Genomic DNA, 11,873 nt, shown 5'->3' with positions numbered 1-11,873 from the left:
CTTATAGTTGCCTTTGTAACAAAAAAACGTGAAACAGCAAGGGGTTTACAGACAACCGGCCAATATTCCGACCAACTTCTGTGCACGGGGGTCCATAAGTACATAAGGCCCCAATGTATTAGTCACGAAACCAAACGCTACATCATGCTCAGGATCGGCAAAGCCGACCGAACCCCCAGCGCCCGGGTGCCCGAAAGCCCGTGGGCCCAGGCCAAACGTGGCGTTGGGCAACTGCGGTTGATCCAACATGCAGCCCAGGCCAAAACGAGTTTGTGTCAATAATGTTTTATCCAGCCCGATACTGTGTTCACGGGTCAACTCTTCAAGCATGTCGGCTTCCAACAAACTACCGTCCAACAAACCACTGTAAAAACCCGCCAGACTGCGTGCATTACCGTGACCATTAGCCGCGGGCTGCTGCATGCGTCGCCATTCAGGTTTATTAGTACTGGTCAGAATAGACGGCGGGTTGGCAAATGCCCGTGTAGTCATGGCGGTGGGCTCACGCATCATTACTTGCAGTAAACGTTGCGCGGACTCATCGCCCATATTGCCTTTGCTGCGTGCAATATGGGCAACACGATAAAACTCCTCATCTGCCAGGCCCACGTGAAAGTCCAGGCCCAACGGCCGTGCCACCCGCGCCACAATCGACTCACCCGGCCCACGCCCGTCGGCGCGACGCAGCAATTCGCCGACCAACCAACCGTAGGTAATCGCTTCGTAGCCATGGCCCTGGCCTGGCGTCCACCAAGGTGCTTCGGCGGCCAGGGTGTCGACCATCAATTGCCAGTCGTACAGGGCTTCGGTGGGCAGCATCTCGCGAATCGCCGGCAAACCGGCCTGATGGCAGAGCAACTGGCGCAGCGTGATGCTTTCCTTGCCGGCAGCGGCAAATTCCGGCCAATACCTGGCCACGGGGGCGTCGAGCTGCAACTTGCCCTCGGCCACCAATTGCAGGGCCGTGACGGCGGTGAAGGTCTTGGTGCAGGAGAACAGGTTGACGATGGTATCGCTGTGCCAGGCCTCGGCACCGTCCTTGTCGGCCGTGCCCGCCCACAGGTCGACCACGGTTTCGCCGCCGATCTGAATGCAGAGCCCGGCACCACGCTCCTGCGGGTCATCGAACAGCGCGGCAAACGCTTCACGTACCGCTTCGAACTGGAGTTCGTAATGACCCTGAATCTGCACGTAAGCCGCCTCGAAAAACACCATGGAAAGTGGCCGACATTGTTCCAGCCCTTGTGGGTTTTGTGAACCCGTCAGCCTTCAATCAATGACCGTTTCCGGCGTGCCCACCGGCATGCCCGGCGCCCTGCCCCGCGCTTTTGCCGTCATGCCCGGATTTACCGCCTTCGCCCTCACGAACCGCGCTGGCCGCCTTGGCCTTTTCTGCTTCCTTACCCAGTTGTTCTACCGTCGCCAGGTTGCTTTTACGCACGCTGTCGACAAACCCCTGGTAAGGCACATCGGTGATGCCCACCAGGCCGAAGTGGCCGTTTTCACCGTCCAGCAAACGGCCGGTCACTGGCTGGTCCAGGTACTGGAACCAGTGCACGCCGACAATCGACGGTTCGGCCATGGCCTGCTTGAGGAAGTTGGCGTACGCCGCAGCGCGATCTTCTTCCCTGGCCAACTGGGTCACACCGCCCCAGAACGGGCCTCGGTCGGCAGAGCCAAAGTTGAATTCAGTGATCAGCACCGGTTTATCCAGTGCGCGCAACGCGGCGAAGTCGTAACCGTCCTGGGGCTTGAGGGTGTACATGTTGAAACTCAGCACATCGCAGTACTGCGCGCACGACGCCACAGCTTCCGGGGTGCTCACCGCATAACGACCGCCCAGCAGCAACTGGTTCGGCGCGTGCCATTTCAGGGAATCGGAGATGGTCTTGAAGTAGGCGTCGGCGAAGGTTTTCTGGAAGTATTTGAAGTCCGCCTCGATTTCCGGGTGCTCCGGGTTTGGCATGGGTGGCTCAAAACCTGGATCTTCCATCAGCTCCCAGCCCGCCAATTCGATGCCCCACGCTTTCGACAAGCCGTCTTCGTTACGGTACTTGTCGCGTAACTGCTTGAGGAACGCACGTTTGGCCGGAACGTCAGTGGTCATTCGCAGCGTGCCGTAGGCCAAGGCGTAACGGGATTTCGGATCATCACCCGGACCCGCCCAGGCCAGTTCGTTATCGGCAAAGAAGCCGATCAACCACGGGTCGTCACGGTGATCGCGGGCGGCGATGGCCACGGCACGCTCGGTGGCCATGGCGAAGCGCGGGTCGAACGGATCGGGCATGCCGCCCCACCAGTCCGTGCCGGTGCTGATGCTGGCGTAATCGCCGACGATCGACAACGGCAAGGTGTACGGCACACGGTCGGCGCGGGCCAATTCTCCAGCGCTCCAGTTGCCTACGGTGTTGAAACCCCAAGCTTGCAGACGATCAAGAGTGTGGGTCACCCAACGCTTCTGGTCGAAGCCTTCGCCGCCGTAAGCGCGCTGCAGATTGGCACCGTAGAAATCGTACCAACGCCCGGCACCGAAGCTACGACCTTCACCGGAGCCGTTGCCAGTGCGGTTATCGCCGCTGCCGTAATACTTGTCCAAAGGCTCACCGGCCTTGGGCAATGCCGCGAACATCCATTCGCGGCCCGCCACGTAGGTCTGGCTGTTGTCCGCAGCCACGGTGTTAACGCCCAAGGAATAGAACGGATGCCCCTCCGGCGTCACCAGGTACCAGCGGCCGTCACGCTTTTCGGTGTGGAAAAAGCCGCTGGCCTTGAATGCAGGGCCTTTGTTCCAGCCACCAAACCTGTCCAATGCGGATTTATCCCGCGCAGCCAGCCAGCCCTGGAGCTGGGCTTGCTCCTTGGCGGCGGCGGCCTTGAGTTGCTCGTCGCTGCTGACTTTCTCCGGCCAGCGCGCACGGGTGGATTGCCCGTACGTGTCCACCAGTTCGCTGTAGGCGGCCTTCAAAACCGGCTCACTGTCCTGCACACCAAAGCGCTCCAGCAGAATGCTTTGGGCCGCATTGGGCTTGATCATCGACAGCGTCACCGAAACCACTTGGCTGCGGTCGATTTCCCCCGCGCTGCCGGCCAGCAATACGCGTTGGCCGTCCACGGTGATCGGCATTGGCGGGCCGGCCTTCATGCCCTGGCTCAGTGGCGTGTTGGCTTGCAGCGGGATCAGCAGGGTCTGGGCCGGGCCGGCAGGCAGGTCGATGCGGCTGACCAAGGTCTTGCCGTCACTGCTCTGCACCTTGACGTAGAGGGTCAGCGCCCAGTCCATGGCGCTCTGGATACGCAGGCTCATGGCGCCGGACTGCGACCAGTCCCACACGCCGGTCTGCGGGCTGAGCACCAGGCTGGGTTCGGCCGCCGGGTTGAACGTGATGCGGCGCAACACCTCACCTTCGGGGGTTTGCTCGGCGTTGTATTGCGGCAGGCTGGCGTCCTGGGTCGCCACCTTGACCACATCGGCAGGCCGGACGAAGTTGAACAGGGTTTGTTGCCCAGCAGGCGCGGCCATCAAGGGCGCAGTGAACAGCAGGGCAAAAAGGGCGGGCAGCGTGCGAATCATACGAGCAAGGTTCTCCCAGACGGCCGGTGAATGGCCTGATGACATTGATGAGATAGACCACGAAGTGGGCGAATCCGCCCACGGTGGCTTAAGAAATTTCGCGCCGGAACGGCGGTAAAGCATTAAGGATAGCTTTACCGTAGCGCTGGGTGACCAAACGACGGTCGAGCAAGGTGATGGTGCCCCGGTCTTCTTCGGTACGCAGCAAGCGCCCGCAGGCCTGCACCAGCTTCAGGGAAGCATCCGGCACCGAGATTTCCATGAACGGGTTACCGCCCCGCGCTTCGATCCACTCGGCCAACGCGGCCTCCACCGGGTCATCCGGTACCGAGAACGGGATCTTGGCGATCACCACGTGCTCGCAGTACGCGCCCGGCAAGTCGACACCCTCGGCAAAGCTCGCCAGGCCGAACAGTACGCTGGAGTCGCCGCCATCGACGCGCGCCTTGTGCTTGTTCAGGGTTTCCTGCTTGGACAGGTTGCCCTGGATAAACACTTGCTTGCGCCAGTCGCGGTCGAGGCCGTCGAACACGTCCTGCATCTGCTTGCGCGAGGAGAACAGCACCAGCGTGCCCCGGGAGCCTTCGACCAGGCCCGGCAAGTCACGAATGATCGCCGCAGTGTGGGCCGGCGCGTCCCGAGGATCGGCCTTGAGGTCCGGCACCCGCAGCACACCGGCATCGGCGTGGTGGAACGGGCTCGGCACAACGGCGGTGACGGCTTTTTTCGGCAGCCCGGCACGCATGCGGAAGCGGTCGAAAGTGCCCAGGGCTGTGAGCGTGGCCGAGGTCACCAGGCAGCCGTAGGCCACGTTCCACAGGTTGCGCCGCAGCATTTCGGCGGCAAGGATCGGGCTGGCGTTGACCTCGATATCAAACAGCGCGCCGCTTTCCGACAAGGTCAGCCAACGCGCCATCGGTGGGTTGTCTTCCGGGTCTTCGACGGTAAACGCGGTCCACAGCTCCCAGTTGCCCTGGGAACGGGACAACAGGCTGCCGAACAGTGGGTACCATTCCTCGGCCTGGTTGCTGGCGATGCCGATATTGACCTCGCCATCCATGCCTTCCTTGAGCAGATCCGTGAGACGGGTGAACAGATCGGTCAGGCGTGAAAAGCCCTTCTTCAGCTCAATGCCCATTTCGCGCATATGCTCGGGGATCATCCCGCCGACAAAGCGGTGGCGAGGGCGTTCACGGCCTTCCACATCTTCGCCGGGCTTGAAGTCGGCAACCTGCTCGCAGGCGCTGAACATGAACTGCTGCTGGGTCTTGATCTCCCGCGCCAGCTCTGGCACCTGCTCGATCAGCTTGCCCAGGTCACCGGGCAGCGGGTGCTGGGCCAGCAATTTGGTGAGGTTCTTCGCGGTGGACTCCAACCAGTCGGCGGTGGAGCGCAGGCGCGTGTAGTGGGCGAAGTGGCCGATGGCCTTGTCGGGCAGGTGATGCCCTTCGTCGAACACATAGAGCGTGTCGCGGGGGTCCGGCAACACAGCGCCGCCGCCCAGGGCCAGGTCGGCCAGGACCATATCGTGGTTGGTGACGATTACGTCGACCTTGCCCATGCCCTCGCGTGCCTTGTAGAAGGCGCATTGGCCGAAGTTCGGGCAATGGCGGTTGGTGCATTGGCTATGGTCGGTGGTCAGGCGCGCCCAATCGGCATCTTCCAGGGCGGTGGGCCAACTGTCGCGGTCGCCGTCCCATTTATTGCCGGCGAGTTTCTCGATCATGCTGGTGAACAGCTTCTGGCTGACTTCATCAACCTCAATCTTGAAGCCTTCTTCTTCGAACAGCGACGCCGTGGCCGTCTGCGCGTGGCCTTCCTGCAACAACACGTCGAGCTTGGACAGGCACATGTAGCGGCCGCGACCCTTGGCCAGGGCGAACGTGAAGTTCAGGCCGCTGTTGCGCATCAGGTCAGGCAGGTCTTTGTAGACGATCTGCTCTTGCAGGGCGACGGTGGCGGTGGCGATCACCAGGCGTTTGCCCGCGGCCTTGGCGGTAGGGATCGCGGCCAGGCTGTAGGCCACGGTCTTGCCGGTACCGGTGCCGGCTTCGACGGCCACGACCGCAGGGTCACCCTCGCGGCGACCTTCGTCGTCGGTGTCGATATCCCCGAGGACCTTGGCAACTTCGGCGATCATCAGGCGTTGGCCATAGCGCGGTTTCAGGCTCTTGGCTTCGAGAAAACGCGAGTAGGCGCCCTGGATCGTGGTTTTGAGTTCAGTGCTGATCATGGATAGTCGGGCGCAAAAAACGCTGGATAAATTTTCAGTGGTTCGGATCGGCCGCTATCATACCCCGCTAATTAATCCCGCGCAGAACGGAGTACCACAATGACCGCGTTTAGCCTCGCTTACACCCTGCATGTATTGGCCGCCCTGGTATGGGTGGGCGGAATGTTTTTCGCCTGGATGATCCTGCGCCCCGCCGCTGTGGCGGCACTTGAGGGCCCTGCCCGGCTGACGCTGTGGGCGAATGTGTTTCAACGTTTTTTCGTATGGGTGTGGGTGGCGGTGCTGATTTTGCCGATCAGCGGTGTCGGCCTGCTGCACCTGCGCTTCAGCGGGTTCGAGACTGCACCGCGTTACGTGCAGGTGATGATGGGCTTGTATCTGGTGATGACGGCGCTGTTTATCCGCATCCAGGCGTTGAAGTTTCCGCAGTTGAAGGCAGCAGTGGCGGCACAGGATTGGCCGGCGGGCGCGGCTGCGCTGGGGCAGATCCGAAAGTTGGTGGGGGTTAACTTGATTGTGGGGCTGCTGGTGGTGGCGATTGCTTCGGCTAGGCCGATGTTCTGAGACGAGTCCTGCATCGCCAATCGGGGCAAGCCCCCTCCCACATTTGGAATACATCTAATGTAGGAGGCTTGCCCCCGATGGCGTCAGACCTTTCGACTCAAAGCCGCTGGATGGTCACAGTCCCCGCCGGCCCAACCGGCCCCGGCTGCCCTTCCAATCCAGGCCGGCCTTTTTCGCCACCATCGGCGCGGTACACCAGGCAGCCTTTGGATTCCCCGCCCTTGCCCGGCTTGCCTGCTACACCGGCCAACCCACCGGCGCCGCCGTCCACCCAGACCTTGATATGTTCAGCCGGGAAGTCTTTCGGCAACTCCACGCGTACCTGTGCGCCCGCGCCACCCGGCAGGCCATCACCGCCGTTATCCCCATTAAAACCGCGCCCTGCCGAGCCCCAGGTGCAGCCAGGGTCCACGCCGTTGGCGCCATCAAGCCCGGCATACCCTTGGGCCCCGGCGCCGCCACGGGCATCCACCGACAGTTCTTCAGCCGACAGCGAGTTGATGCGCAAGGTCAGGTCTCGTCCGGCCTTGGCCGGTTTTTCATGGGTGCCAGGCGCGCCGCGTGAGGTAATCTGGCTGCCATGCTCCAGTTGCGCATGACCCACCTGCAATTGCAGCCCGACAGCACCGGGGACAATAGCGATGCGTGCGTCGCGGCCCAGGTGCAGCTCATCGACGTTGACCTGGCTGATGGTCGCCGGGATCAGCAACGTGCCGTAGTCCGCGACCTCCAGACGCTCCAGTTGCAACACGCTGGTGCTGCTGGGCAGGCGCATCAACGAGTTGGTTTCGACACTGACGCTCTGGGCCAGGGCAACGGGGCTGACCAACAGGGCCAACAGAAAAACCTTACGCATCATGGGGCTCCTGAATGTTTTCAAATTTTTCTTTGGACGCACAGTAACGACTTCTACCGGCGATTTGCCAGTGAAGGTTCAAAAAACTTGAGAAGGCCGGGATTTACGCGATGATCTTTGCCACTGCACCACACCCCCGTATTCATTGAGGATGATCACCAGCGTAGGACTTTTCGCCATCGCCCGCTCTAGGCCCGCACGCTCAGCCGCGCTAGTCTCTACGGTCCTGATGTGAGGATCTCTGATGACCGCTGGTATTTCTGCCCGTACCCCCCAGCAAGCCCTGGCCGCCCTGCTCGATCTGCACCAGCCCAAACGCCTGTTGCTGTTGGGCGCCAGCCAGTTCCCGGCGCTGGATGCCTTTAAGGAGGCGCACCCCGACACCCAAGTGTCCGTGGCTACGCCTGGGCCGTTGCCCGCAGAACTGGCGGCGCAGCGCTTTGACCTGGCATTGGTGGTCGATTGCCTGGAGCACCTGTCGAAGCCGCTGGGCCTGACCCTGCTCGGCGGTATTCGCAACCTCAACGCCAGCCGCATTGCGGTACTGGTGGACCTGGGTGCCTGCGACTGGAAGGACACTGACTTTTTCTCCCTGGCCCTGCAGGCCGGCGAGCGTTTCCAGCGCGATGAACAGGTGTTGACGCTGTTTACCTACGATCTGCTTGACTATAAACAGGTGCCGGACTGGCTCAACGCCCGCTTCTGGGCCAACCCGGAAAATTTCGGAAAGTATTGGTGGTAACCCAATGAGTACATCCATTTGCCCCTGCGGCAGTGGCAACCTGCTGGATGCCTGCTGCGGCCATTATCACGCCGGCCATCCGGCGCCGTGCGCCAGCGCGTTGATGCGCTCACGCTACAGCGCCTATGTGCTGGGCCTGGTGGACTATCTGGTAGCGACCACGTTGCCCGCGCAACAAGCAGGTCTGGACCGCAACGCCATCAGCGCCTGGAGCGCCCAGAGCACCTGGCTCGGCCTTGAGGTGGAAAGCTCGGAAGTGTTCGGCGGCCAGCCCGAACATGCCTTCGTGACCTTTACTGCGCGCTGGCACGACAGCACCGGCGAACATAGCCACCGCGAACAGTCTTCTTTCGTACAGAATGATGGGCGCTGGTACTTCATCGACCCCACGGTTGAGGTGAAGGCCGGACGCAATGACCCGTGCCTGTGCGGCAGCAGGCAAAAATTCAAGAAGTGCTGTTCCAGCTACTTCTAATCCTACAAGGACCCACGCCATGCTCCGGATCTACAGCTTGATGCTGGCGTTAACCTTCGGCCTGAGCGGCTGTGCGTCGTGGTTCGAGGACGACTCGCCGCCGCCCCACATCTCCCTGGTAAAGGTCGAAGTGGTGCGGGCCAAGTTGCTGGAGCAGAAATTCAAACTGTACTTTCGCGTGGACAACCGCGACGACGCCGACCTGACCGTGCGCGGCCTGGTCTACAAGGTCACCCTGGACGACTTTGTGCTGACCGAAGGCGAGTCCAACGAGTGGCTCACCGTGCCTCCCCGAGGCCACGCTTTTTTTAAAGTCTCGGTGCGCACCAACCTCTGGCCGCAGATACGCGATGTGGTGCAATTGTTGAAAAAACCCGACCAACCCGTGCCCTATCGCCTGGAAGGCGAGCTCAAAACCGGATTATTCATCGGTTATGACGTGCAGGTCGCCCACAATGGCGTGATAATCCCCGGCGATTTTATTCCGGAGCGACATCGATGACTCAGCAACCCCATGTCCATGGTCCTGACTGCAACCACGATCACGACCACGATCACAGTCACCATGACCACGATCACGGCCATGTCCACGGCCCGAACTGCGGCCACGCTCACCAGGAGCCCGTGCGCAACGCGCTGAAGGATGTTGGCCGCAACGACCCTTGCCCATGCGGCAGCGAGAAGAAATTCAAGAAGTGCCACGGGGCCTGAGCCACACTGAAAATCTCCATGTGGGAGCAACCACGCCCCACATGACCCGAGCCAGTATCAAGATCTAACGCTTAACCCAAAACTCCTGCTTGCGTCGCTTCGCCGCGCTCACTAACGTAGCGCCTTTACTGACGCTACCCCCCGCAGGAGCTTTGCCATGGCCTCGCCAGCCCTCTCACATTTTCTTCCCCGGTTCGGCGTTGCCGCGGCAGTGGCCAGTGCATTAAGCCTGGCCGGTTGCCAGCTCCAGAGCACCCAGGACACCCTGCCGCCCGTTGCGGGCGTGCAACCGATCAAAGGCCTGGCACAAAACGTGTCGGTGCGCCGCAATGCCCAAGGCATGCCGCTGATTGAAAGCAACACTTTCCACGACGCGCTGTTCAGTCTTGGCTATGTGCACGCCAGTGACCGCATCACCCAGATGGTCAGCCTGCGCCTGCTGGCCCAGGGCCGCCTGGCGGAAATGTCCGGCCCAGAGGTGCTGGATGTCGACCGCTTCATGCGTGCGGTCAACCTGAAAAAAAGCGCCGGCGAGCTGTACAACGCCTCGTCGCCGCGGCTCAAGCGGTTCTTCGAAGTGTATGCCCGTGGCGTCAACGCCTACCTGTTCCGCTACCGCGACAAGCTGCCGCCGGACCTGGCCCAGACCGGCTACAAGCCCGAGTACTGGAAGCCGGAAGATTCGGCGCTGTTGTTCTGCCTGCTGAATTTCAGCGAGTCGGCCAACCTGCAGGAAGAAATCGCCTCCCTGGTGCTGGCGCAAAAAGTCGGCGTCGACAAACTCGCCTGGCTCACCCCAAGCGCGCCGGACGAGCCGATCCCACTGGCCGAGGCCGAGAAACTCAAGGGCGTGAATTTCAGCCAGATCACCGGTCTGGCCGGGCTTGATAGCGTGGCCCAGCAACTGGGCAGCCTCAATGCCCTGGCCGTGACCACATCGAGCAACTGGGCCATAGGCCCGCAGCGCAGCCGCAGTGGCAAGAGCCTGCTGGCCAACGACCTGGCCGCCCAACCGCAAGCGCCGTCGCCATGGAGCTACGTGCAGATCCGTGCCCCGAAATACCAGGCCGTCGGCGCCTCGATTGCCGGCTTGCCGACGCTGCTGTCCGGGTTCAACGGCAAAGTCGCGTGGAGCATGAGCACGGTCAAGGGCGACACACAGGACCTGTTCCTGGAAAAGGTCAGACGCCAGGGCAACGCGTTGTACTACGAGAACAATGGCAAATGGCTGCCGGCCGGCGTGCGCAACGAGACCTTCTTCGTCAAGGGCCAGCGCTCAATTCGCGAAGTTGTCTACGAAACCCGTCACGGCGCCCTGCTCAACAGCAGCCAGGCGCTCACCAGCGGTCTGGGCCTGGCGTTGCAAACAGCCGACTTTAAAGATGACAAGAGCCTGGATGCGTTTTTCGACCTGTCCCGTGCGCAAAACGTCGGCAAGGCCTCGGACGCAACCCGCGAGATTCGCGCCATCGCGTTGAACATGGTGTTTGCCGACGCCACCAATATCGGCTGGCAGGTCACTGGCCGCTTTCCCAACCGCCGCGAAGGCGAAGGTTTGCTGCCGTCGCCGGGCTGGGATGCGCGCTTTGATTGGGACGGTTACGCCGACGCAATGCTGCACCCCTATGACCAGGACCCGGCCCAAGGCTGGATCGGCACCGCCAACCAGCGCACCGCGCCGCGTGGCTACGGCATGCAGTTGTCCAACTCCTGGGATGCCCCGGAGCGCAGCGAGCGCCTGGCGCAACTGGCCAATGCCGGCAAGCATGACAGCCGCAGCATGATCGCCATGCAATACGACCAGACCACCACCTTCGCCGCCAAGCTCAAGAGCATGTTCCAGGCCCCAGGCATGGCCCAGCCGCTGAAGCAGGCGATAGATGGATTGCCCGCGACCGAACAGGTCAAGGCGCGCGAAGCGTTGAATCGCCTGATGGCCTTTGACGGTCGCCTCGTTGCGACGTCTGCCGACGCTGCGCTCTATGAGCTGTTCCTGCAGGAAAGCACCAGGCAGATCTTCCTCGACGAACTCGGCCCGCAAAACAGCGCCAGCTGGAAGGCCTTCGTCAGCAACGCCAACCTGTCCTACGCCGCCCAGGCGGACCACTTGCTGAGCCGCGAAGACAGTCCGTTCTGGGACGACGTGCGCACACCGCAAAAAGAAGACAAACCGGCGATCCTCGCCCGCAGCCTCGCGGCCGCAATCACCGCCGGCGACAGCCAATTGGGCGCCGATCACAAGGCCTGGCAGTGGGGCAAGCTGCACAGCACCGCCTGGAAGAACACCGCCGGCCAAGTCATCCGTGGCCCGCTGGCGTCCGGCGGCGACCACAACACCTTGAACCCCGCGCCCTACAGCTGGGGCCAGGACTTCAATACCACCCAAGTCCCTGCGCTGCGCATGATCGTCGACTTCGGCCAGCCGGAACCGATGATGGGCCAGGGCGGCATCGGCCAATCCGGCAACCCGGCCAGCCCGAGCTACGCCAATGGCATCGACCCGTCGCTCAAGGCGCAATACCTGAGCTTCCCGATGCAGCCGCAGAACTTCGAGAAGGTGTATGGGAAAGCTCGGTTGACCCTGACGCCAGGTAAATAACCTGGCTTTCTCCTGAAGAAACCTGGTCAAAATGTGGGAGGGCTTGCCCCCGATACCGGTGTTCAGTTACAGATGAGCTGACTGAAACACTGCAATCGGGGCAAGCCCCTCTTATCAAACAT

10 protein-coding genes are annotated in these 11,873 nt (G+C 61.8%); 6 read left to right on the top strand and 4 right to left on the bottom strand.

Translation table 11 applies throughout. The features are described from left to right. Window positions 1–45: 45 nt before the first annotated feature. From IQK56_RS06855 to dinG, 3 genes are all read right to left on the bottom strand, one after another. A complete protein-coding gene (locus IQK56_RS06855; RefSeq protein ID WP_122307608.1) occupies window positions 46–1,191 on the bottom strand; it encodes a serine hydrolase in 1,146 nt (381 codons plus the stop codon). An 82-nt stretch (window positions 1,192–1,273) separates the two neighbouring features. Further along, window positions 1,274–3,571, bottom strand: a complete 2,298-nt coding sequence (locus IQK56_RS06850; RefSeq protein WP_193863475.1) for a beta-galactosidase — start codon at window positions 3,569–3,571, stop codon at window positions 1,274–1,276. An 88-nt stretch (window positions 3,572–3,659) separates the two neighbouring features. Next, complete coding sequence (gene dinG / locus IQK56_RS06845) at window positions 3,660–5,804, bottom strand: ATP-dependent DNA helicase DinG (protein WP_099583324.1); 2,145 nt, start codon at window positions 5,802–5,804, stop codon at window positions 3,660–3,662. A gap of 99 nt (window positions 5,805–5,903) precedes the next feature. On the opposite strand from dinG, the gene IQK56_RS06840 reads away from it, so the two are divergent. After that, window positions 5,904–6,368, top strand: a complete 465-nt coding sequence (locus tag IQK56_RS06840) for a CopD family protein (protein WP_150761129.1) — start codon at window positions 5,904–5,906, stop codon at window positions 6,366–6,368. 97 nt (window positions 6,369–6,465) lie between these two features. On the opposite strand, the gene IQK56_RS06835 is transcribed toward IQK56_RS06840, so the two are convergent. Beyond that, window positions 6,466–7,224, bottom strand: coding sequence for a collagen-like protein (locus tag IQK56_RS06835; protein WP_122307603.1), 759 nt, complete (start codon window positions 7,222–7,224; stop codon window positions 6,466–6,468). Between the two features lie 244 nt (window positions 7,225–7,468). On the opposite strand from IQK56_RS06835, the gene IQK56_RS06830 reads away from it, so the two are divergent. The 5 genes from IQK56_RS06830 (at window position 7,469) to IQK56_RS06810 (ending at window position 11,751) form a co-directional block, all read left to right on the top strand. Beyond that, window positions 7,469–7,966, top strand: a complete 498-nt coding sequence (locus tag IQK56_RS06830; RefSeq protein ID WP_122307604.1) for a DUF6231 family protein — start codon at window positions 7,469–7,471, stop codon at window positions 7,964–7,966. 4 nt (window positions 7,967–7,970) lie between these two features. Continuing rightward, window positions 7,971–8,441: a YchJ family protein gene (locus IQK56_RS06825; protein WP_122307605.1), complete on the top strand. Its 471-nt coding sequence runs from the start codon at window positions 7,971–7,973 to the stop codon at window positions 8,439–8,441. Window positions 8,442–8,460: 19 nt separating this feature from the next. Continuing rightward, entirely contained in the window at window positions 8,461–8,943 is a 483-nt protein-coding gene (locus IQK56_RS06820; RefSeq protein ID WP_099583329.1) for an LEA/WHy family protein, read from the top strand. Then, entirely contained in the window at window positions 8,940–9,152 is a 213-nt protein-coding gene (locus tag IQK56_RS06815; protein WP_099583330.1) for an SEC-C metal-binding domain-containing protein, read from the top strand. Before IQK56_RS06820 ends, IQK56_RS06815 begins: the two co-directional genes overlap by 4 nt. A 157-nt stretch (window positions 9,153–9,309) precedes the next feature. Further along, entirely contained in the window at window positions 9,310–11,751 is a 2,442-nt protein-coding gene (locus IQK56_RS06810) for a penicillin acylase family protein (RefSeq protein ID WP_193863473.1), read from the top strand. Window positions 11,752–11,873 lie beyond the last annotated feature (122 nt).

Source organism: Pseudomonas cyclaminis, assembly GCF_015163715.1.
GTDB classification, from domain to species: Bacteria; Pseudomonadota; Gammaproteobacteria; order Pseudomonadales; family Pseudomonadaceae; genus Aquipseudomonas; species Aquipseudomonas cyclaminis.
This window is presented reverse-complemented; position numbering and strand designations above follow the sequence as displayed.

Coding starts and splice junctions, on each gene's coding strand:
- IQK56_RS06830 (WP_122307604.1), top strand. CDS start 7,469: ATGACCGCTGGTATTTCTGCCCGTACCCCCCAGCAAGCCCTGGCCGCC.
- IQK56_RS06835 (WP_122307603.1), bottom strand. CDS start 7,224: ATGCGTAAGGTTTTTCTGTTGGCCCTGTTGGTCAGCCCCGTTGCCCTG.
- IQK56_RS06825 (WP_122307605.1), top strand. CDS start 7,971: ATGAGTACATCCATTTGCCCCTGCGGCAGTGGCAACCTGCTGGATGCC.
- IQK56_RS06840 (WP_150761129.1), top strand. CDS start 5,904: ATGACCGCGTTTAGCCTCGCTTACACCCTGCATGTATTGGCCGCCCTG.
- dinG (WP_099583324.1), bottom strand. CDS start 5,804: ATGATCAGCACTGAACTCAAAACCACGATCCAGGGCGCCTACTCGCGT.
- IQK56_RS06820 (WP_099583329.1), top strand. CDS start 8,461: ATGCTCCGGATCTACAGCTTGATGCTGGCGTTAACCTTCGGCCTGAGC.
- IQK56_RS06850 (WP_193863475.1), bottom strand. CDS start 3,571: ATGATTCGCACGCTGCCCGCCCTTTTTGCCCTGCTGTTCACTGCGCCC.
- IQK56_RS06810 (WP_193863473.1), top strand. CDS start 9,310: ATGGCCTCGCCAGCCCTCTCACATTTTCTTCCCCGGTTCGGCGTTGCC.
- IQK56_RS06815 (WP_099583330.1), top strand. CDS start 8,940: ATGACTCAGCAACCCCATGTCCATGGTCCTGACTGCAACCACGATCAC.